The sequence below is a fragment of the Flavobacterium sp. CAU 1735 genome, assembly GCF_039888695.1.
Lineage (GTDB): Bacteria > Bacteroidota > Bacteroidia > Flavobacteriales > Flavobacteriaceae > Flavobacterium.
Genome location: NZ_JBDQQQ010000004.1, coordinates 62133 through 85087, shown reverse-complemented (window position 1 = coordinate 85087; position 22955 = coordinate 62133). Strand labels below are relative to the sequence as shown.

Below are 22955 nucleotides of genomic sequence, written 5' to 3'. Positions count from 1 at the left end.
TTGTAAAAAAATCGAATATGATTAACAAAACTCTTGGAATGTTAGCCATTGCAACTTTAGTGCTAACAACTTCTTGTAAAAAAGAAAATGCATCCGAAAAAATTGATGATGCCAGTGTAGCCGCAGCTGCGAAAAACAATGAAGCATCTGGAAAATTACCGGTAATTAAATTCAACGAAGAAGAACACAACTTCGGAACTATTAATGAAGGGGATAAAGCAGAAACCGTTTTTACAATTAGTAATGAAGGAGAAGCTGATTTGATCATCGTTAACGCACAAGGAAGTTGTGGTTGTACGGTACCGGATTGGCCAAAAGAACCGATCAAACCGGGAACTTCGGCTCCAATGAAAGTAACGTTCGATTCATCCGGAAAACCAGGACAACAACAAAAAACAGTAACCTTAACTACAAATACAGCTAAAGGTAGTGAAGTAGTAACCATTAAGGCTGATGTAACTCCAAAAGCAAAATAATTTATAATATGGAACAATTAGGACAATTCGGAAGTTTTTTACCCATTATATTAATGTTTGTTGTGGTGTATTTTTTAATGATTCGCCCGCAACAAACCCGTCAGAAAAAAGAGAAAGAATTTGAAGGTAATATTAAAGTAGGCGATAAGATCGTTACCAAATCGGGTATGCACGGAAAAATCGCTGAATTATATGATGATTCAATTGTAGTAGAAACTATGGCTGGAAAAATCAAATACGAGCGTTCAGCTATTTCAATGGAATTAAGTCAGAAAGTAAACGCTGCGAAATAATTCTTTTTAAAATAAAAAACAAAAAGGCAACTCATCGAGTTGCCTTTTTTATTTAGTAAAACCTGACAGGTTTATAAGCGTTGTGAATAGGTTTGAGGAGCAGGTTTTATTTGTGTTGCGAATGGAAGCTTATCAGGTTTTAGTGATCATTTTATAAGGTTTGTAATATAAGATAGATTTTTATTTATAGCAAAACCTGACAGGTTTATAAGCGTTATGAATAGAAACCTGTCAGGTTTGAGGAGTAGGTTTTATTTGTGTTGCGAATGGAACCTTATCAGATTTGAGTGATCATTTTATAAGGTTTGTTATATGAGGAAAGATTTTTATTTATAGCAAAACCTGACAGGTTTATAAGTGTTATGAATAGAAACCTGTCAGGTTTGGGGAATCAGTTTTATTCGTGTTGAGAATGGAACCTTATCAGATTTGAGAGATCATTTTATAAGGTTTGCAATATGAGATAGATTTTTATTTATAGCAAAACCTGACAGGTTTATAAGCGTTATGAATAGAAACCTGTGAGGTTTGAGGAAGTAGTTTTATTCGTGTTGCGAATGGAACCTTATCAGATTTGAGTGATCATTTTATAAGGTTTGTTATATGAGGAAAGATTTTTATTTATAGCAAAACCTGACAGGTTTATAAGCGTTATGAATAGAAACCTGTCAGGTTTGAGAAGCAAGTTTATTTGCGTTTATAAATAGCGCATACAACCTCCAAAAACAAAAACATCCGCCTAATGGCGGATGTTCTTTTATAAAATCGAATCAGGATTATTTATTCGTTTTGATTACTCTCTTCGTCGTTTTACCTTGATCGGTTACGATGTTAAAGATATAAACTCCTGCTTCAAGTTGATCAACATTGATGCTGCTTTCCTCATTATGTAAGTTTTGGCGAATCACCTGGCGTCCGTTCATATCGAACACAGTCACACTTGCATTAGAGTAGTTATTCATCATTTTAATGGTTACTGTTGTAACTGCCGGGTTAGGGAAGATACTCACAGAAGCCGAGTTGAAATCAGCGATACCCATTGGAGGAGCAACGACTACAATTGCAGTAGCTGTACTACAGTTTGTGCTGTTGGCAACCTCACAGATTGAATACGTTAATGTATATGTTCCCTGAGCAGAAAGCGCCGGTACGTTTACATTTCCGTTAGCACCGATAGTCACTCCGGTTAAACCACCGTTGTTAACTAAAGTAATCGTAATGTCATTGTCGTTAACCGGTACACCACCTAAAAGGTCATTCGCGGTAACATCTCCGGCAACACCACCTGTAGCATTTACTACTGGAGTAGCAGAGAAGTCATCATTAACAGCAAGGATAACCAGGTTGTTTACTGTTAATGTTCCTGCGTTAGAATTTACAGGGGCACAAGTACCACTAGCAGCAACTGCTCGGAACTGGTGTCCATTGTAAGATGCCGGAACGTTTGTTAATGTCAATGTATTGGTAGTTGCACCAGAAACTACTGGGTTAGTACCACCATTATTGATGTTATTCCAAGTTGTACCATTAGTACTCATTTGCCACTGGATAGAAGCTGCATTTGTAGCAGTTACTGTAAACGTAGCTGTTCCTCCAGCAGTAATTGTACTGTTGCCAGGTGCTGTTATAGTAGTAGCAGCTGGTTGGTTGATTGTAAATGACTGAGTTGCTGTACATCCGTTAGCATCGGTAACCGTAACAGTATAAGTACCTGCAGCTAGACCTGTAGCCGTTGCAGCAGTACCTCCTGAAGGAGCCCATGAATAAGTATAAGCACCTGTACCACCTGTTACACCAACTGAAGCCGAACCGTCATTACCACCGTTACAAGTAACGTTTGTATGCGACGCAGATGTAGCCACTAAAGCAACTGGTTGTGTAATTGTAAATGACTGTGTAGTTGAACACGCATTTGCATCGGTAACAGTAACTGTGTAAGTTCCTGCTGCTAATCCTGTTGCAGTTGCAGCAGTTCCACCTGTTGGAGCCCATGAATACGTATAAGCACCCGTTCCACCAGTTACGGCAACAGTAGCCGAAGCGTTAGTACCACCGTTACAAGAAACGTTAGTTTGAGCTGAAGCAGTAGCCACTAAAGCAGCTGGCTGTGTAATAGTGAATGACTGTGTTGTAGTACATGCATTAGCATCGGTAACAGTAACCGTGTAAGTTCCTGCAGTTAATCCTGTAGCCGTTGCAGCTGTACCACCAGTTGGAGCCCATGAATACGTGTAAGCACCCGTTCCACCAGTTACGGCAACAGTAGCCGAAGCGTTAGTACCACCGTTACAAGAAACGTTAGTTTGAGCCGAAGCGGTAGCCACTAAAGCAGTTGGCTGTGTAATAGTGAATGACTGTGTAGTTGTACATGAATTCGCATCAGTAACAGTAACTGTGTAAGTTCCTGCTGTTAATCCTGTAGCCGTTGCAGCAGTACCACCTGTTGGAGCCCAAACGTAAGTATAAGCACCAGTTCCACCAGTTACAGCTACAGTAGCCGAACCGTTAGCACCACCATTACAAGTAATGTTAGTTTGAGCCGAGGCTGTAGCTACAAGAGCAGTTGGTTGTGTAATTGTAAACGACTGTGTAGCTGAACATGCATTTGCATCGGTAACAGTAACTGTATAAGTTCCTGCTGTTAATCCTGTAGCAGTAGCAGCTGTTCCACCAGTTGGAGCCCAAACATAAGTGTAGGCACCTGTTCCACCAGTTACGGCAACAGTTGCCGAACCGTTAGCACCACCATTACAAGCAACGTTAGTTTGAGCCGAAGCTGTAGCCACTAAAGCAGTTGGTTGTGTAATGGTAACTGATCTTGTAATCTGACAAGTATTAGCATCAGTAATAGTAACCGTATAAGTACCTGCTGCTAAACCTGTAGCTGTTGCAGCTGTACCTCCTGAAGGAGCCCATGAGTAAGTGTAAGGTCCTGTTCCTCCTGAAGCAGTCACTGAAGCCGTACCGTTTGATCCACTGTTACAAGCAACATTTGTAGATGAAGTTGTAGCTGTTAAAGCAGACGGTTGTGTGATTGTAAATGATCTTGTTATTGTACATGCATTAGCATCTGTAACAGTTACCGTATAAGTACCTGCTGCTAAACCAGTAGCTGTAGCTGCTGTACCTCCAGACGGAGCCCATGAATACGTATATCCTGGAGTACCACCTGTAACGTTAACAGTAGCCGTACCGTTAGTACCACCATTACAAGAAACAGTAGTAAACGATGAAGTAGCTGTCATAGCTGTTGGCTGTGTGATTGTAAATGATCTTGTTAAAGTACACGCATTAGCATCGGTAACAGTAACCGTATAAGTACCTACAGCTAAACCAGAAGCGGTAGCCGCTGTACCTCCAGATGGAGCCCATGAATAGGTATAAGGAGCTGTACCACCCGAAACGTTAACCGTAGCAACACCATTTGATCCACCGTTACAAGAAACAGTAGTCATCGATGCAGTTGAAGTTAAAGCTGTCGGCTGTGTAATAGTAACCGATCTTGTAATACTACATGCGTTAGCATCCGTAATGGTAACAGTATAAACACCTACTGCTAAACCAGTAGCGGTTGCTGCTGTACCACCAGAAGGAGCCCATGAATACGTGTAAGGTCCTGTACCACCAGAAGGCGTTACAGTTGCTGTACCATTAGTACCTCCATTACAAGAAACATTTGTAGATGAAGTTGTAGCTGTAAATGGAGCTGGTTGTGTAATCGTAAATGTTCTTGTTAAAGTACATGCATTAGCATCGGTAATTGTACAAGTATAAGTACCTGCCGCTAAACCAGTAGCTGTTGCAGCTGTACCTCCAGATGGAGCCCATGAATAGGTATATCCTGGAGTACCACCGGTAACGTTAACTGTAGCTGTACCGTTTGATCCACCATTACAAGAAACAGTAGTAAACGATGAAGTAGCTGTCATAGCCGTTGGCTGTGTGATTGTAAATGATCTTGTTAAAGTACACGCATTCGCATCAGTAACAGTAACTGTATAAGTACCTGCCACTAAACCAGAAGCGGTTGCAGCTGTACCACCAGATGGAGCCCATGAATAGGTATATGGAGCTGTACCACCAGAAACATTAACTGAAGCTACACCATTTGATCCACCGTTACAAGAAACAGTAGTCATCGATGCAGTAGAAGTTAAAGCTGTCGGTTGTGTAATGGTAAATGATCTTGTTAAAGTACACGCATTAGCATCGGTAACAGTAACCGTATAAGTGCCTACTGCTAAACCAGAAGCGGTTGCTGCTGTACCTCCTGAAGGAGCCCATGAGTACGTATATGGAGCTGTACCACCAGAAACGTTAACCGTAGCTACACCATTTGATCCACCGTTACAAGAAACAGTAGTCATCGATGCAGTAGAAGTTAAAGCAGTTGGCTGTGTAATAGTAACTGATCTTGTGATCTGACAAGTATTGGCATCCGTAATGGTAACCGTATAAACACCTACTGCTAAACCAGTAGCTGTAGCTGCTGTACCACCTGTTGGAGCCCATGAATAGGTATAAGGTCCTGTACCACCAGAAGGTGTTACAGTTGCTGTACCATTAGTACCACCGTTACAAGAAACATTTGTAGATGAAGTTGTAGCTGTTAAAGCAGCCGGTTGTGTAATCGTAAATGTTCTTGTTAAAGTACATGCATTAGCATCGGTAATCGTACAAGTATAAGTACCTGCCGCTAAACCAGTAGCAGTTGCAGCTGTACCTCCTGACGGAGCCCAAGAATACGTATATCCTGGTGTACCACCGGAAACGTTAACTGTAGCTGTACCGTTTGTACCACCGTTACAGGTAACAGTTGTAAACGAAGTAGCAGCTGTCATAGCAGACGGTTGTGTAATTGTAAATGATCTTGTTAAAGTACAAGCATTAGCATCGGTAACCGTAACCGTATAAACACCTACAGCTAAACCAGAAGCGGTTGCCGCTGTACCTCCAGATGGAGCCCATGAGTATGTATATGGAGCTGTACCACCAGAAACGTTAACTGTAGCTATACCATTTGATCCACCGTTACAAGAAACAGTAGTCATCGATGCAGTAGAAGTTAATGCAGACGGTTGTGTAATCGTAACCGATCTTGTAATACTACATGCATTGGCATCCGTAATGGTACAAGTATAAACACCTACAGCTAAACCAGTAGCAGTAGCTGCTGTACCTCCAGATGGAGCCCATGAATACGTGTAAGGTCCTGTACCTCCAGAAGCTGTAACACTAGCAGTACCGTTTGAACCTCCGTTACAAGAAACGGTAGTAAAAGAAGTGGTAGCCGTTAAAGCAGACGGTTGCGTAATGGTAAATGTTCTTGTTAAAGTACATGCATTAGCATCGGTAACAGTAACCGTATAAGTACCTGCTACTAAACCGGTAGCTGTTGCAGCTGTACCTCCTGATGGAGCCCATGAATAGGTATATCCTGGTGTACCACCAGTAACGTTAACACTCGCTGATCCGTTTGAACCACCGTTACAAGCAACAGTAGTAAACGAAGTAGTAGCTGTCATAGCCGTTGGTTGTGTGATTGTAAATGATCTTGTTAATGTACAAGCATTTGCATCGGTAACCGTTACCGTATAAACCCCTACAGCTAAACCAGAAGCGGTTGCCGCTGTACCTCCAGATGGAGCCCATGAATACGTATAAGGAGCAGTACCCCCTGAAACGTTAATTGAAGCTACACCATTTGATCCACCGTTACAAGCAACAGTAGTCATCGATGCAGTAGAAGTTAATGCAGACGGTTGTGTAATCGTAACCGATCTTGTAATACTACATGCATTAGAATCCGTAATGGTAACAGTATAAACACCTACAGGTAAGCCAGTAGCTGTAGCTGCTGTACCACCAAATGGAGCCCATGAATATGTATAAGGTCCTGTACCTCCAGAAGCGGTAACACTCGCTGTTCCGTTTGAACCACCGTTACAAGAAACAGTAGTAAAAGAAGTGGTAGCTGTGAAAGTAGCCGGTTCTGTAATGGTATAAGATTGTGTTTTGGTACACGCATTAGCATCGGTAATAGTTACAGTATAGGTACCAGCTGTTAAACCAGTAGCTGTTGCAGCTGTACCTCCAGATGGAGCCCATGAATATGTATATCCCGGAACACCACCGGTTACAGTTGCTGTAGCAGTACCATTAGCACCTCCATTACAAGCAACATTAGTTTGTGATGGTGTAATTGTGATAGCTGTTGGCTGTGAAACTGTAAAAGTTCGCGTAGCTGTACAACTGTTTGAATCGGTAATAGTACAGGTATAGGTACCTGCTGCTAAACCAGAAGCGGTTGCTGCAGTTCCTCCTGATGGAGCCCATGAATACGTGTATGGAGGTACTCCTCCGGTAACGTTAACAGTTGCAATACCGTTTGATCCTCCGTTACACGATAAATCGGTTCTGGAAGTAGTAACCGACATTGCAGTTGGTTGTGTAATTGTAAATCCTCTTGAGATTGTACATCCGTTATTGTCGGTAATTGTACACGTATAATTTCCTACAGCTAAACCAGAAGCGGTAGCTGCTGTACCTCCAGATGGAGCCCATGAATACGTATAAGGCGCTGTACCTCCTGTTGGTACTACTGTTGCTACACCATTTGAACCACCATTACAGCTTACGTTCGTTTTAGATGAAGTTGCTGTAAAAGTAGTTGGTTGGGTAACCGTTACATTTCTGGTAATCGAAGTACCTTCGTTATCCGTAATGGTACAAGTATAAGGAAGTGCTGTTAAACCTGTAGCTGATGCTGCAGTTCCTCCAGCCGGCGACCATGAATAGGTATAAGGCGTAACACCTCCAGAAGCAACTACAGTAGCACTACCGTTTGAACCTCCGTTACAAGAAACATTTGTAGAGGAAATAGTAGCGGATAAAGCTGCATTGGTTGTGAACGTTAAGTCACTTCCATAAGCCGTTCCAGACGAGTTAATAGCATATGCTCTAAAATGGATAGTCGTCGCAGCTGGTAACGACGAAATAACCGAACTAAAGGTTCCGGTTCCACTTCCAATAATGGTTTTGTTGTCTGAAGTGGTTGGATTGGCTGCTAAAGCCCATACAATTCCTCTTTCAGTAACTGTTGCACCACCATCGGCAGTTACGTTACCTCCTAAAGTAGCTCGTACTGCACCTACATTGGTTGCTGCAGTTGTGGTTACTGTTGCGTTTACAACAACGGTACAGTTTACGTTTGGTGCCGGATAGCCCGCTGGTGTAATACCAAGTGAGGCAGTACCGTTGTGTCCCCAGTTAGCCGGGTTGTTAATGGCAGCTCGTAATGCTGCTGCTGTTCCGGTTAAGGTTCCTGTATATTTGCTATTGGCACTTTCAGGTCCCGGTGCCGGGAAAAGCGAAATACAGTTTACACCGTTTGTAAGTCCTGTAGGAACAATACTTTCAGCTGTACCGGCATCGGCAGTAGCATTCCAGGTTGTAACCGGATCATAGTTGGTATTGTTGTAATCACCATGAACACCTGCAATAAAGATAGGGTTCGCTGGTGCTACACCACTGGTACTTTGGTAAGCCAGAATCTGGTCACCTCCCGATAGGTTAAAGTTAGAACTTAAAGCAATAGTAACTCCTGATGTACCGGTTACGGTAAAAGTATCAGCAGAAGTTTCGATTATAGAAATAATCGTTCCACAGGGTACCGTACTAGGGATAACCCATCGTAAGTGGGTTTCCGTGTTGACGGCCCAGCCTGCTGCTGTCCATCCCTGTTCCGAAAAGTAAATGGTTTCACCGGCCGGAAGGGGTTTGAGGGCGATAAATGAAAACCCATCGACGGTTCCGAAATCATAGCCGATAAAGGCGATGTCTCCCGGACCGAGGGTTTGCGCTTTGGTACTCTGCTGTACAAAGAATGTACAGAGGAATACGAGGGTTGCGAGTAATCTCTGCTTCATGTGAATAATAATTGAGGTTAAATTTTTAATGACATAAATAGGCATTTTGCCATCCACCGATTTTAGGGGGCATATCCTGTTCCGTTACTTCAGTAATAAAGTGTCCTTCGTTTACAAGTGTGTTCACTCGTTCAAATGCCACTTGATCATCTGAATTGCGTTCCAGTTTATAAATGTGATGATCAAATTTTGTACGGTTGGTTTCGGGATCAAATTGTATCGATCCTCGTGGTCCTTCGATTTTTATAGTACTGATATGACGCAACAACGTGCGGGTGTCAGTACTCTCTGCCGTTTCTAATAAACTTGCTAACAAAGCGCCGTTTTCATAACCTAATAGCGCAAATACAGTAGCTGCATCCTCATATTGTTCTTTGAATTGCATGTTAAAAGAACAATCAGAAGTATGGGCAAAATTTTCAAACCAGGAAGCCACCACATATAGTGGAAAGGCCTGAGCTTGGTATTCGCTGATAATACTTTCGTTAATAGCAAAAGGCGTGGTGTAAAAGGTATAGTGTTGGGTTACTTTGTTGGTGCGAATAAAAGAGGCGTTTTCTTCGGCATACAAACCGCTGTAAAACGCAAATACCACTTCAGGCTTGTAGTGGTCTAGAGTTAATTGCATGCATTCGGCTTCGTTTTCCCGAGGATAAAAAGGGGTAATATAATGTCCGGAGAACATCATATTATTTTTGTTGAGGGATGTTTCGATTGCCGATAACATTCCGTAGCCGGAATCGTAATAGGAGGTTGCTGTCGCAATTTTATCATAATTCTTTTCTGAAAAATGATTTCCTAATAAAAAACACGATTCGGTTAGCCCGTAGGAATTGATATAAATACCTTTTTGTTTTTTTATCCCGTAAGGTACGGTAGCACCAATGTCGGAAGCGATTAATAATATGTCGTTATCCGAAGCATATTCATAGACGCGACTCATGTTATGATGTCCGAAAAAACCAATCATAATATTGATTCCTTCCTGAAAATAAAGCTTTTGTATTTTATCAATGATCAATTGTTCATTGGCACCAATTCCAATGCTCTCTACATAGTATTGAGCGTTTAGATTGTTCAGTTTGATACCACGAATAAAATCCCGATCCAACGTTTTATACTGTTTGGATTGCGGGATTAGGATTCCTATTTTAGTTACTGTACTCATTTAAAAAAATAATAGGAGAGGACGAAAATAGATTCTTCCTCTCCTTTACGATTAACTATTTACTTTCGTTAATTACGAGAAGGGAAGATACCGTATAATGCGATACTTGTGTAAATTCCTAAATAAGGGTTACGGATCGAAAATGGTAAGTTGCTTCCTGCAATACCTGTAGTTCCGCTAATAGAAGTAGTGATGTTTCCTACTTTGTCTGCACCTGCAAATGGTGGCTCACTATAAGCGTTTGCAGCAGCTCCTCCTGTACCGAAACTGTTGTTTCCGTTGTCTGATTCGTTGGTTGGATTACCCGTGTTTGTATGGATAACGGTTGCAATGTTTACTTGTCCTGCCCCAGTTCCTGGAACAATCGGGTGAACGTGTGCCGGAATGTTAGAAAGTGACAAGGTAATGTTTTGTGCTCCTCCTGATTCTCCCCACTGAACTGGTGTTAATCCAGGTCCTGATCCTGGGTGAACGATAGAACGTCCTCTTAAGTCTGGTAAGGCAAATGTAGTTTGTCCGTTTCCTCCAAAAGTTGTTCCAAGTAATGAAAATAGAGCTGTGTTTTGTGCAATTGACATGATTTGTCCGTCGCAAAATGCCCACTGTGCAGGTGCAAAACCAAATCCGAAAGCCTGGATTTGTCCAATAATTTGTTCCATAAATATAAATTTTGTGGTTAAGTTTATACAAAACTAGGCAAACGCACAGGATCGATATTAGGTAAAATTACGTGTTTTTGTAAGACAATTGTATTATTGCAATAAAATTAATAATATTTTGATATTTTGTTAAACAAACAAAATGGATATTGTCTTTATCTTAAAGGTTTTAGGTTAATTTAAGAAATCTTAACGATATTTATCATTTAGACCAATGCCAGCTAAGATTAGGGGTTTAATCTTCTCAAACCGACTTAATTTGGTTTTTTCCTGCTTGGCAGTAGCTATATATTCGATAAATTCTTTTTGTTTATAAGGGGTAAATTGAGAAAAAGCATTTTGTAGATTCGCATCCTGTGTTAATTGTTGTTGCAGGTATTCCGATTGTAACGCTTCTCTTTTTTCCGGCTTAAAATGAACACCGGCTTTTTCATTCGCAATGGCTTCCAGAACATACTGTAAAATCAGTTTTTCGTCCATATCGGCTTTCGATTGGAAGCGCCATTGGCGTAAAGCCTTGGTAACGCCTTCCTGGGCGTTAACCAAAACTTTATGCGGATCTTTTAGGAAGATTCCATTGAAAAACCAAATGCCAACATAGGATTTAAACCCGCCAATTCCCAATACGTTTTTGCCGTTATAGGTATAGGTCGGGCCACCCCATTTGGTGGTTTCAACCAACTCGGTTTGAAGCAGGATTGTTTTTAAATAATCCAGTTCTTCTTCCCATTGGTTTACCTTGTCCCATTTGTGTTTTTCATCCATTCGGATTTATTTTTTTTCGGCCGTTAATTCGGCTATTTTTACGATAACGTCTACCGCTTTTTGCATACTTTCTACCGGTACATATTCGTATTTTCCGTGGAAATTATGACCGCCGGCAAAGATATTCGGACACGGTAGTCCCATATAAGATAACTGACAACCATCGGTTCCACCGCGAATCGGTTTGATAATCGGTTTGATACCCAATTCTTTCATCGCTTTTTCAGCTACTTCTACAATGTGGATTACCGGTTCCACTTTTTCACGCATGTTGTAGTAACTGTCTTTAATTTCACAGCTAACAATCGGTCCGCCGAATTGTTTTGCGAATTTTTTATTGATCTTGTCCGCTATTTTTTCGACTGCCTTTTTGCGTTTTTCGAATTTTTTACGATCGTGATCACGGATAATTAATTCTACTTTGGTTTCTTCAATACTACCGTTAATTCCGGTTACGTGGAAGAAGCCTTCGTAGCCTTTGGTTTCTTGTGGCGTTTCGTGTTTTGGTAACTTGGAAATGAATTTGTTAGCCAGTAACATAGAGTTGATCATTTTCCCTTTGGCATAACCCGGGTGAACGCTTTTTCCGCTAAAAGTAAGTTTGGCCCCGGCGGCATTAAAGTTCTCATATTCCAGTTCGCCAATCTGACTTCCGTCCATCGTATACGCCCAATCGGCACCAAATTTTTCAACGTCAAATTTATGCGCGCCACGACCAATTTCTTCATCCGGTGTAAAACCAACACGAATCTTTCCGTGTTTGATTTCCGGATTATTGATCAGGTATTCCATAGCCGTTACAATCTCAGTAATTCCGGCTTTATCGTCAGCTCCTAAAAGCGTTGTACCATCGGTAGTGATAAGCGTTTGTCCTTTGTATTGCAACAAATCTTTAAAATAACCTGGCGATAATACAATGTTTTGTTCTTTGTTTAAGATGATGTCTTTTCCGTCGTAGTTTTCTACGATCTGTGGTTTGATATTCGCTCCGGTAAAATCGGGAGTGGTATCAAAATGCGAAATAAAACCAATAGTCGGTACTTCGTGTTCCACATTACTCGGAAGGGTAGCCATGATATACGCATTGGCGTCAATGGTTACCTCTTCCATACCAATGGCTTTTAACTCTTCAACTAATTGATTGGCCAAATCCCATTGTTTGGCAGTACTTGGAGTGGTATCGGAATTCGGATCAGATTCGGTGTCAACAGTTACATAACTGATAAAACGATCAATAATATGTTGCATTTTAAAATATTTAGATACACAAAAGTACGACTATTTCATTAAAATGAAACGTCGTACTTTTTAGAATAAATTCAAATTAATGGAGGTATACGATTGTATAAATGATAAACAATACCAATACAACCGAGATTAGGAAAGAATTGACAAAAAACAGTATCAAACTCTTTAAATTAGAGATATAGCGTTTTTCTCCGTAAAAAAACCGGTGTGCTTTAAAAAAGTAGGTAAAGCCCCAACCCAGATAAATACAGGTTAGTATAAACTCTAAAAATGTGAGAAAGCCATTATCGCCCAATAGTTTCAGGAACCAGCTCAGTGTTAGAATCAGCATGGTGTTGAGAAGCAGGAACGAAAAGTAATGGAGCGTAAAAATACCGTGTTCAAAATAGTACCATTTCTTTTTATCGTGAAAAAGCCATAACGAAAAAGCAAATAATGGCAGATAGAGGAAAAGTACTTTTGGAAGATTATGAATAAAAGAGTCCTTGAATTTTCCAATGACTTCTTTTGTGGTATATTTTTCGTTTATCTCGGCCATCCTTCTTTGAAATTTTTCCATTAATCCGGAATCCTTTTTTGCCAGAGGAAGTGTCTTTTGTATCGAATCGTATTCTTTTACCGAACTATAATTTCCGATTGTAGGTATTTTTCTACCTGTGGTTGCTTTCATAATCGAATCAGCCTCCTCGTAGTTGTAATCATATTTATGAGCTTCCGCCTTACGCACCTCACGTTGCGTTTCGTTATCGTGATCAATTTCCGGAAGTACCCCCGGAAGGAAAAAGGTTATAAAACTGATAAAAATATACAGCTTAACCGGAGCTACATAGTGTTTACGCTTTCCAGCCAAATATTCGCGGGTAAGGCGTGAAGGGCGGAACAACAAATATTTCATGGTTTTCCAGAAAGCATTGTCATAATGCGTAAAATCTTCTACAAAATGTGTGAACAGATAGTGAAATGACTTTCGGGATTCGGTGTTATCCTGACCGCAGTTCGGACAGTATTTGTCGGTTACAATTTTTCCACAGTTTAAACAATCAATGTGGTCGCGTATTTTATCGTGGCTCATTATTAGGGGATATTGATGCGATAAAAATAGTTAAAAATTGATATTTAAAGGTAAATTTTTTATAAAGTAGCAATTAAAATTAAACCATTTTGAAACAATCTTTATCCATAATGAAAATAACAACGCCATGCATTAACCGATTTTTAAGTTTGCCGCCCAAACGGGAAAATTGAAACTTTAAAAGAGTGTACACTAATAAAAAATCAAAATAAATATCTTTTTTGTGTAATAAATTTCTTAAGAATTAAGCATAAGAAAATTAAAGTATATTAGCCAATGTATTAATAATAGTAAACCACATTTCATGTTCGCCCGTTAACGAGGGAGAAGAAATAAAAAAATAAATAAATGGAAAAAACACAATTTGATAAAGAGTTTCAAAGGCTAACTACTGAAATGGTTGAAGTTGCTTTTGAGTATGTTGGTCGCAATAGTGAAGAGGTTGATCATGTATATATTTATGCTTCGATGGAGTATGAAATATTTTTCTATAATGTCTTTTACCAAATCAACAATATTGTAGTTAAAAAAGAACTCGTGAACAATGTACTACACCAAAAAGCAGATGATTCAGATGATAGGATTGATGCTTTATTAAGTATTGGAGGTCATGCTTTAATGGACCTTTCCGATGTTTTTAGCGATGATGGAAGAGAACTACCGACCTTACTTAAAATGGTTTATTCTCCAAAGACAGGCGGATTTGATTGTGATGTTCTTTATGAAAATTATGGAAACGATCCGGATTGGTCAAATGTAAGTGCACTTGAAAATTGGTATCAAGAAGTAACCAATAAGATGTAATACTAAATTTAACGTATTATAGTGGCAAGGTTTTAGGCTTGCCGTTTTTTATGCAATAGCAGTAAAAGCAATTGGTAGGAATTAGTCTTTATATAATATAAGAAAAATTAACCAATAAAATAGTAAAACTAAAACACTCGAATGGAAAAAATAAAAACATTTTTAGACATTGTTTTTGAAAAAGAACAAATAGCACAGGATTTAAAGAGGGACAAAGATAATATTGAAAAATATAACGAATTTGTAGTGAATGAATTGAATATTTACTGCGAAGATCCGTATGATACTGATCTGAAAAGAAAAGTGGAATTTAATATTATAGGTAAAATGATTGGTCCGCTTTCCGATTGTTTTTATGAGGAGTCCATAAATTGTCCTTACCCGGCTCCCCGTTATTTATTTAAAATAAGTGAATATGATAATGAAAAATATGGTACCGTTTGGGCTTGTTATGTTTCTTTTTCAGATCCTGATGACGAAATAAAAAAAATAAAAGAGTGTTTTTTAGTCGCTTCAATCAATGGGGAATTAAAAATTGTTTCTGATTTTATACTTAGTTCCGATGCGAAACAATGGCGACATGTAGATGGTGATGAAGATAAAAGTTTGCGTTTGAATAATTTGGGGAGACTCATAAAAGTGGAACGCTATGTAGAACCAACGGATGAATGGAGTTTAAAAGCGTATTTAAAAGATTTTTAAAATAGAACAATAATGGAACATAAAATAATAGTGCCTTTTTTTACTGACGAAAAATTTGCAGGAAAACCACTTACACTAGTAAATTGTATTGCCTTTTTAGCGCGTAGAGATGGGAGCCATCTGTTATTAATGTCTCATTTTTCCGAATTGTACCTGTTTAAATATTCAAAAGATTTTGTCTTTGAAAAGGAAATTCCGGTAACTGCTGTTTTAAACGGATTCAGAGAATTTAACGAATCCAGAGAATTTGCGCTGAGCGAAAGTGCTTCAGGGCAGATCATCATTTCCGGCGATGCCAATCGTTGTTTTATTATTGATGAAGACGGAAACATTGATCCGGCTTCGTACACCACAACCGTTGTAAATTTAAAGAGTGATGCGCATGCTCTTTTTCCTCAAAAACAAGAAGCGGCGGCTAAAAATCTGTATTGTAACGCAACTTTATTACCGCAATCGAATAAATTGATTGCTTTAGTCGATAGTGAAATGGGTTGGGGATCTATCGAAGGGAAAAGACGCGGTGATTTTATCGTGATTTCGGAGGCTCCTTTTGACGATGCCACACAACGTCCTCGTTTAAAACTGTTGGTAGCATTAAACCAAAGACCTAGCGCACACTATAAAACAGATTTCCCGGGTATCGAATTGAAAAACGGAAAAACGATTTATCGCGATGATACTTTTGACGATAATTTAATTGCTGCGATCGAAATCAATACTAAAATGCCATTTTTCGATCCGTGGATCGGGAATATTTATCCGCTTACGGAATCGTTGTTATTGGTTCCCGTTTTTGATAAATTCCGACGTTTGAGTGCCAGTGCTTGTTTTTTGTTGGTAAACACCGATGGAACTGTGGTCGGGCAATTGCAAGACTTTGAGCCGAAAAATCTCAAGCTTGGTAAATTGGAAGAATTTCATTTTGCGGTAAATCATCAGGATCAGATCCTTTATTTTAAAGGAGAAAATACCATTTACATATTTGGATTCGATGGTAGCTGTTTGGATAAAATTATATTGGAAGGAACTACAAAACCGTTGGCTGCATTCCAATTGATCGGTCATACCACCAATGGAAATCTGCTGTTTTTCGACAGAAAGAATTTTCATTTCCTACAAATACCACCACTAAAACCGTTGGATAGCAACAATGTAATATCCATTGAAAACGCACTGACGGCTTATAAAAAACACAAACCGGCAAAGCCCAAAACTCCTGTAAAAAAGGTAAAAGATGACAAACACATTTACTTACACAAAGTAGATCATCCGGAGATTATTGAAAGTAATTTCCAGTGGATACAAGGAGAATTTGATTATTCAATTGAAAAATCGAAGAGCAAGTTTCGTTTCTTCTATTATCTTTTCCGGGATGCGAAGCAATTACTACAAATGTCCGTTTTGCAGAAAACAGCATTGGAAACACAGCAAAAATGGTTTCGTTATGGAGTAAACAGTATGAGTGAATATTTTCGTTTGATTCATTTTGAAGATGAAACCAAAGAAGCAACAATAGAGGAGAGCGGCGCTTTTGAAATTTTGGTTGAACCCAGCGGCGAATACGTTAGTACCCTGCCGGCATTGTATTGGGCAGTCATTGCCCGTGATACAGAAAAGCAAAAAATAATAGCCAATAGTCCGATAAAAAACTGGATATACAGAGGAGAAGATTGGGGCAAGAATACGTTTATAACCTGCTTTCTAAAAATAATAAAGGAATACCTTCTCACTGGAAATTTCAATACCGCTTTGTATGACGAAGCACAAGCTGATTTGGAAAAATACAAATCGGAACTTGGACCGGATGTAAAACAAAAGTTTGGATTGTACCGAATAAGTCGCTTTTTAAACGCTTTTAAAAGCTTGACAGAACACAATGAAGCTGAATTTCATTCCAATTTTGCATTGGCACTTCAGGCACACAAAGAAGTATGGAGTCAGAAAAAAGCCTTAAACAGAGGCGGAACACCGCTATGCAGAGAGGACGACGGTTTTTTATCCTGGGATTGTACCGCTTTAGCAGCTATGGCCTATGACAAAGATTGGAAACTGGAAATAACGTCCGATTATGTACCGCAATCGATGGTAGATGGAAGTATTAATTTGAAATAAAAAAAGAAAATTTATTTACAGATCCAATTCTTCGCAATCATGTCCCAAATGGGAAATAAGCGATAGAATTTCAGTGGCTTTTAAGCTTTCACTTTTTACGCGAAGGATCTTATCGCAGTCTTCCAGATCAAAATTAAAATGGAGAATGTTGTTGCTCGCTTCGAAAATACGACTTATGGCTTTGACGTCTTTTTTCTTTTTGACGGTGGTTTTAAAGATATATAACATGGTTGGCATCGGATTAATTTACATTTTTCCACCATTGGGTGAAGGTTGTATTGGCATCGAGATTCATCTTTTCTCCAATCATAGGCGTACAAAGACGTAAGGTAGGATTGTCGTTTAAGGCTTCCAGACGGGAAATCGGTTCGTCCCAATTGTGATTGGCCAGCGAAAATTTACTCCAGTGAACCGGAATAAGTTTTTCGGTATTCAAATCCTCTGCGACTTGTAACACTTCTTCGGGCATTAAATGAATGTATTTCCAGTTTTTATCATACTGTCCGCATTCGATTATCGCCAGATCAAACGGACCAAATTTTTGTCCTATAGCTTTAAAATGATTATCATAACCGCCATCGCCACCGATAAAAATTCTTTTGTCGGGTGTTTCCAATACAAACGACAACCATAACGATTTGTTTCTGGACAATCCTCTGCCGGAAAAATGACGCGCTGGTGTGGTATGTAATTTTGTATTATTGATCAACTCAATAGTTTCGTGCCAGTCTTTTTCGATAATACGGGATTTATCATAGCCCCAATATTCCAGGTGTTCGCCTACGCCTAATCCACAGATAACGGTTTTAACCTTGCTTTTCAGATTTTTTACCGTTTCATAATCAAGGTGATCCCAGTGATCATGTGTGATGATCAAATAATCGATTTCCGGAATATCTGCCGTAGTATAACGATCGCTACCACCAAAACTTTTGGTCGTCATTCGGATAGGAGAAGCGGCACCGCTAAAAACCGGATCGATCAGAAATTTGATACCGTTGGTTTGTAGGAAATAGGACGAGTGTCCAAACCAGATAAAGACGTCTTCATTTGGAGTGATTTTGTGCAGGTCGGTTTTTACAGCCGGTAATTCGGTGGTTGGTTTTACCCGGGTGTTTTCTTTAAATATAAATTCCTTTAAAACCGAAAAATAACTGGCACCTTCGGTTAGATCGGGTGTTTCACTACTATTCTGAAACTGACCGTCGCGGAAGTTCGGTGATTTTTTAATGCGTTCCAGGCGCGCACCCGATGGAAGTTTTCCAAATTTAGGTTGCTGTAAAAATAAATAAACGCCAAGGGTAAGAGATAGGAGTACTACAATAAGGGTTATCATAATTTTTCGTAAAAGCATTGGTTTTTAAAAAGGTTTAGATTGACTAATCACTCTATAGGGTTTAAAAAAAAGGATTAGCTGATCATAATCCAAAGGGTTTCGTAGGAGTTATAAATAACTTCTTTTTTTTCATCTGTAGTCAGTTTCGATTGTCGTAAATATTGTTGTATTCCGAAAACATAATTGTTAACGATTGCAATCAGATAATCGATCGGTTGTTTTTTGATATGATTTTGAGTCATGGCTTCCTCCAGTTCTTCGCATCCTTTTTTGGATAACTTCTGAATTTCTTCATAATCCATCAGCGAAGCATAAGGCGAAAAGTAAAATTGCTGAATAAAGCGGAACTCATAATCGTTTTCCAACGACCATAACATCAGGCCGATAAATTGTTTTTTAAAGTGTTCTTTATATTCGGTTTGCTCGTCACGGTAACTTTCAATATGTTGGGCTACCCGTAACTTGATATCGATATAAAGCGCAATGATCAAATCTTCTTTGGTCTTGTAATAATGGAATAAAGTACCGTTGGCTACACCGGCTTCTTTGGCGATCTTACTAGTCGCTGTTCCGTGGAAACCGTAGTCTACGAATAGTTTTAAAGCAGTGGCAAGGATTTCTTTTTGTTTGTCCATAATTTTAGATCGACTAATCAGTCGGTAAAAGTACACTTTTTTAAATAAGGATTTGGTATTTGACAAAAAATTAACTTTTTGGTAGCAACGGACCATTAAAAAAGCACCTCCTGAAGGTGCTTTTGTTTGCTTTATAAAGGACTAAAATGAGACCGGACTGACTTTCTGGTTTTTTTGTGCCTGTTGTTCGGTAAAAATAAAGAAGACCGAAAGGAGTATACACAACGGAATCGTTAATAATACATAATCGCTTTTTATCTTTTGAAATTCATTGATCAATCCAAATGGCAACAACAGAATAAACAATTGAATCAGAAACAAGCTAATCGTTGCCAGAATGGAATTATCGGAATGCGGATTCGTTTTTTCACAACGCAATTGTAACTCATAGTAATCGGCCAGATGTCCGAGTAACGTTAAATGCTGATTGTTGTCAATAATTTCTTGATCAAATAATTCTTTTATCCGATGCGATTGTAATGCCATAAGTTGTTTGGCACTATTTTTTTGTTTGAAGATATAATCAATCTCATTTTGCGAAATCAATGGTGCTAATTCGGCTCTTATACAAGTAGTTTCATTTTCTTTTTGTGAGTTTAACTGATTGTGAAGTACAATAAGCCATGCCTGATGCCTGTTTTTTAACTCCTGATAGATTTCTGTTTTTACTGCAAAACTGTTTTGCAAAAAAGTAGCCCACGTAGTACTCGTACGAACAATTGTGTTCCAAAGCATATCGGTTTCCGAACGATGTTTTTGTACCTGCATGTTTTTCAGACTAAAAACAAGGAGCGACAACAAACCAATTACTGCAACCGGAATCAATGGCAGTGCTACCCATTTTAAATCAAGATAGAAATATAAAAGCGTTTGAATCACGGCCCAGAAGATTAATACATAACCAATGTTTTTAGGCCAAAATACGAACTTTTTACTAGTTGTTTTGTTTCTTTTTGTATACATAGCATTTGATTTTTAACAATAATAATTGCAAAATGTACTGTTTCGGTAAAATGTTGGGGGGCTTTGTTATAAAATTATACTTTTTTCTTGATTTTAAAATTTTATGCAATTAAAAAAACAAACATATCGATAAAGTGCCATATTTTACCGATGAAATACATAATAAGGCGTATAAATAACAAAAGGATGACTATTAAATAAGGTTACTATAATATAAGATGCAATTGATGTGGTTGTATAGAGAAGGCAAACAAAAGTTGGAATACTATTTTGAAACCAGCCGATTTTATAGATTCATCAGAAAGGATAAAAGACATGATACGGAGATTTAACTTTTTGTTTATATGAAATGGTTAACTTTATAGGAGCTAAAAAAACGATAACTATGAAACTAATCAGAAGAGCCAGTGCCAACTGGAAAGGTAGTGGTATGGAAGGTAAAGGATCCGTATCCACGCAAAGTACAACATTAAACAATGCTAATTTGTCGTTTAAAACGCGTTTTGAAGACGGAGTAGGTACCAATCCGGAGGAGCTGATTGGTGCGGCGCATGCCGGTTGTTTTTCGATGAAGTTAAGTTTTGTGTTAAACGAAGCCGGATTTACAGCCGATAATATCGATACGAATGCGAAAGTGGTTTTCGAAGATGGTAAAATCACCCAGGTGCAATTGGACGTAAAGGCCAGCGTACCGGGAATATCGGAAGAAGCGTTTCAAAAAGCCGCTTTGGATGCCAAAGAAAACTGTCCGATTTCACAATTGCTAAAAGCCGAAATCGTTTTAGCAGCGGCTTTGGTATAATCCATCCGATGAATGCATAAAAAAACTACGGTTGCGGCCGTAGTTTTTTTGTTTTTAAAAGTTAGTACACCTGACCCGTTTCCAAAACGGGTCAGGTGTAATCTTTTACCGCTTCTTCAATACTTATAGCACGGATTGCAAATCCGCGCTATCGGGCTATCGGGTTATTAAAAGTGAATATATTTACAAATTGTGCAATATATTTATTGCATGGATTGTAAGTCCGGACTTTTTTAGAAGAGAAGAAGTTCAAACTACATGGCAGTTGGTATAATGCATTAAAAACAGAAACAATGATTATTGGAAAAATAGCGATCGATTTAGAGCAATTACACTATGGCTTGATACCAGAAGTAACAGAAATTGTGCAACACTATTTAAGCAAGAAGTACGAAATAGAAACCATTAGAAAATTAATTGAGGTAATTACCAACGAAGAATTTATACTGTATATAAATGAAGCGTTTATGTATTTCGATATATATACAAATTGTGAATTTAATCCAGTAACAGCAGCGCAGTTACAGGAATTTATAGCGCATAAAGTGATTGAACCAAATGTACCGAACGCACGTTATTTCTGTAATTTTTATTATGAGAATGGTAAATGTATTGATCCTAAAAATGGAATAGATGCTGTTAGATCATATGAACCTTGTTTAATCGAGTTTTCTCATAATTCCATGATGACCTATTATGTTTTTGATTGGTATCTTGAGGAGTATAGTTTTGAAATCGAAGATTAGATGATTAGTAACATTACACCTGACAGGTGTAACCCGATAGCGCGGATTTACAATCCGTGTTATCACGTAAAAGCCGAAATCGTTTTTAGCGTCGGCATTGTTATAATCAATCCGATTAAAGAATTAAAAAACTACGGTTGTGGCCGTAGTTTTTTTGTTTTTAAAGTTATACACCTGACCCGTTTTTAAAACCTGTCAGGTGTGACTCATAAGTTATTTCTTTTCAATTAACTTTTCCAGGCGTGCCATCATTTCGTCTTTTTCCTGTAGCATACGCTCGAATAAAGCAATCTTCTCTTCGTGTAGTTCTACTAATTTTTCAACTGGATGAAAATGTATAGTGCCAAAGTTAAATGCATTATCATTAAACGTATTGGCAATAATATTCATAGCCTGTTCTTCATTAAAGTTTTCGATCGCTTCTACCGGTATTTTTAGTATTGCGGCAACCTGTGCGAGTATATCGGTTTCGACGGTTTCTTTTTGTTCGAGTAATGATACTTTTTTCTGATTCCAGTCGTCGCCCAGTTCATAAGCCAAACCTTCTTGTTTGATTCCCAACATTTCGCGAAAGCGTTTGATATTTCTTCCTTGATGTATTTTTTTGTCTGGCGTATCGAAGTGTGACATACTAACGGTTTTAAAAATGAATAACAGGGTATAAATATAAATAAAATTATATTTCTAAAGTAGTGGTTGAAAAGGATAACATACTTGTTTAAAGAATAAATCAGATTGACTAAAAAGGCGTGCTTTATACTTTAAGCAGTCAGATTATGAAAAATTCAAGACCTACTAAAAGCCATGATAAAGAGCGCCTGTCGCAGATACGGCGGATTACAGTATATGGAAAAGCATTTCAGCGCACATACGGACGGTATGTTTACTATCCCGAAATCCGATTGGCCGGAAAATGGCTTCAGGATACCGGGTTTAAAACCAGGATGAAAGTAAAGATAAGCTATTCGTATAAAAAGATTATCATAACGGTTGATACCTGCAAAAATACCTCACTTTATCGTTAGTACGACTTAAAAATAGCTTTGTACGCACACCCGCAGTTTACCCGCAGTACACCTGACAGGTTTCGAAAACCTGTCAGGTGTAACGCACTACATCAACGCTACATCAACGCTACATCAACGCTACATCAACGCTACATCAACGCTACATCAACGCTACATCAACGCTACATCAACGCTACATCAACGCTACATCAACGCTACATCAACGCTACATCAACGCT

General features: G+C 38.7%; 19 protein-coding genes. 8 read left to right on the top strand and 11 right to left on the bottom strand.

Annotated features, from left to right (window positions below):
* The first annotated feature begins 17 nt into the window (after positions 1 to 17).
* Positions 18 to 476, top strand: coding sequence for a DUF1573 domain-containing protein (locus AAFN64_RS10865; protein ID WP_300490266.1), 459 nt, complete (start codon positions 18 to 20; stop codon positions 474 to 476).
* 8 nt (positions 477 to 484) lie between these two features.
* Positions 485 to 769: a preprotein translocase subunit YajC gene (yajC, locus tag AAFN64_RS10860; RefSeq protein WP_300490269.1), complete on the top strand. Its 285-nt coding sequence runs from the start codon at positions 485 to 487 to the stop codon at positions 767 to 769.
* 776 nt (positions 770 to 1545) lie between these two features.
* Here the strand turns inward: yajC and AAFN64_RS10855 are convergent.
* The 6 genes from AAFN64_RS10855 to AAFN64_RS10830 form a co-directional block, all read right to left on the bottom strand.
* Positions 1546 to 8697, bottom strand: a complete 7152-nt coding sequence (locus tag AAFN64_RS10855; protein WP_347760448.1) for a T9SS type A sorting domain-containing protein — start codon at positions 8695 to 8697, stop codon at positions 1546 to 1548.
* 25 nt (positions 8698 to 8722) lie between these two features.
* Positions 8723 to 9865 carry an ABC transporter substrate-binding protein gene (locus AAFN64_RS10850; RefSeq protein ID WP_347760447.1) on the bottom strand — a complete coding sequence of 381 codons (1143 nt, stop codon included), beginning with the start codon at positions 9863 to 9865 and terminating at the stop codon, positions 8723 to 8725.
* Between the two features lie 68 nt (positions 9866 to 9933).
* Positions 9934 to 10524: a tail fiber protein gene (locus AAFN64_RS10845; protein ID WP_347760446.1), complete on the bottom strand. Its 591-nt coding sequence runs from the start codon at positions 10522 to 10524 to the stop codon at positions 9934 to 9936.
* A gap of 189 nt (positions 10525 to 10713) precedes the next feature.
* Positions 10714 to 11289, bottom strand: coding sequence for a DUF1801 domain-containing protein (locus tag AAFN64_RS10840; RefSeq protein WP_347760445.1), 576 nt, complete (start codon positions 11287 to 11289; stop codon positions 10714 to 10716).
* A gap of 6 nt (positions 11290 to 11295) precedes the next feature.
* Complete coding sequence (pepT, locus tag AAFN64_RS10835; protein WP_347760444.1) at positions 11296 to 12537, bottom strand: peptidase T; 1242 nt, start codon at positions 12535 to 12537, stop codon at positions 11296 to 11298.
* A gap of 76 nt (positions 12538 to 12613) precedes the next feature.
* Positions 12614 to 13609, bottom strand: coding sequence for a DUF3667 domain-containing protein (locus tag AAFN64_RS10830; RefSeq protein WP_300485270.1), 996 nt, complete (start codon positions 13607 to 13609; stop codon positions 12614 to 12616).
* 348 nt (positions 13610 to 13957) lie between these two features.
* Between AAFN64_RS10830 and AAFN64_RS10825 the strand changes: the two genes are divergently transcribed.
* The 3 genes from AAFN64_RS10825 (at position 13958) to AAFN64_RS10815 (ending at position 17227) form a co-directional block, all read left to right on the top strand.
* A complete protein-coding gene (locus AAFN64_RS10825) occupies positions 13958 to 14413 on the top strand; it encodes a hypothetical protein (RefSeq protein WP_300485271.1) in 456 nt (151 codons plus the stop codon).
* 141 nt (positions 14414 to 14554) lie between these two features.
* Positions 14555 to 15115: a hypothetical protein gene (locus AAFN64_RS10820; protein WP_347760443.1), complete on the top strand. Its 561-nt coding sequence runs from the start codon at positions 14555 to 14557 to the stop codon at positions 15113 to 15115.
* Between the two features lie 12 nt (positions 15116 to 15127).
* On the top strand, positions 15128 to 17227 hold the full coding sequence (locus AAFN64_RS10815) for an immunity 49 family protein (protein ID WP_347760442.1): 2100 nt from the start codon (positions 15128 to 15130) through the stop codon (positions 17225 to 17227).
* Positions 17228 to 17242: 15 nt separating this feature from the next.
* Here the strand turns inward: AAFN64_RS10815 and AAFN64_RS10810 are convergent, their stop codons facing one another.
* The 4 genes from AAFN64_RS10810 to AAFN64_RS10795 all read right to left on the bottom strand — a co-directional run bounded on the left by AAFN64_RS10810 (position 17243) and on the right by AAFN64_RS10795 (position 20161).
* Positions 17243 to 17464 carry a hypothetical protein gene (locus tag AAFN64_RS10810; protein ID WP_347760441.1) on the bottom strand — a complete coding sequence of 74 codons (222 nt, stop codon included), beginning with the start codon at positions 17462 to 17464 and terminating at the stop codon, positions 17243 to 17245.
* Positions 17465 to 17468: 4 nt separating this feature from the next.
* A complete protein-coding gene (locus AAFN64_RS10805) occupies positions 17469 to 18563 on the bottom strand; it encodes an MBL fold metallo-hydrolase (protein ID WP_347760440.1) in 1095 nt (364 codons plus the stop codon).
* A 74-nt stretch (positions 18564 to 18637) separates the two neighbouring features.
* Positions 18638 to 19198 (bottom strand): TetR/AcrR family transcriptional regulator, encoded by a 561-nt coding sequence (locus AAFN64_RS10800; protein WP_347760439.1) that lies wholly within the window; start codon positions 19196 to 19198, stop codon positions 18638 to 18640.
* Positions 19199 to 19339: 141 nt separating this feature from the next.
* Positions 19340 to 20161 carry a hypothetical protein gene (locus tag AAFN64_RS10795; protein WP_347760438.1) on the bottom strand — a complete coding sequence of 274 codons (822 nt, stop codon included), beginning with the start codon at positions 20159 to 20161 and terminating at the stop codon, positions 19340 to 19342.
* A 385-nt stretch (positions 20162 to 20546) separates the two neighbouring features.
* Here AAFN64_RS10795 and AAFN64_RS10790 point away from each other — a divergent pair, with 385 nt between their 5' ends.
* Positions 20547 to 20963, top strand: a complete 417-nt coding sequence (locus tag AAFN64_RS10790; protein WP_300486380.1) for an OsmC family protein — start codon at positions 20547 to 20549, stop codon at positions 20961 to 20963.
* Positions 20964 to 21256: 293 nt separating this feature from the next.
* Positions 21257 to 21709, top strand: a complete 453-nt coding sequence (locus AAFN64_RS10785) for a hypothetical protein (RefSeq protein ID WP_347760437.1) — start codon at positions 21257 to 21259, stop codon at positions 21707 to 21709.
* A 213-nt stretch (positions 21710 to 21922) separates the two neighbouring features.
* Here the strand turns inward: AAFN64_RS10785 and AAFN64_RS10780 are convergent, their stop codons facing one another.
* On the bottom strand, positions 21923 to 22339 hold the full coding sequence (locus AAFN64_RS10780; protein ID WP_347760436.1) for a helix-turn-helix transcriptional regulator: 417 nt from the start codon (positions 22337 to 22339) through the stop codon (positions 21923 to 21925).
* 146 nt (positions 22340 to 22485) lie between these two features.
* Here AAFN64_RS10780 and AAFN64_RS10775 point away from each other — a divergent pair, with 146 nt between their 5' ends.
* Positions 22486 to 22734 (top strand): SymE family type I addiction module toxin, encoded by a 249-nt coding sequence (locus tag AAFN64_RS10775; protein ID WP_347760435.1) that lies wholly within the window; start codon positions 22486 to 22488, stop codon positions 22732 to 22734.
* Positions 22735 to 22955 lie beyond the last annotated feature (221 nt).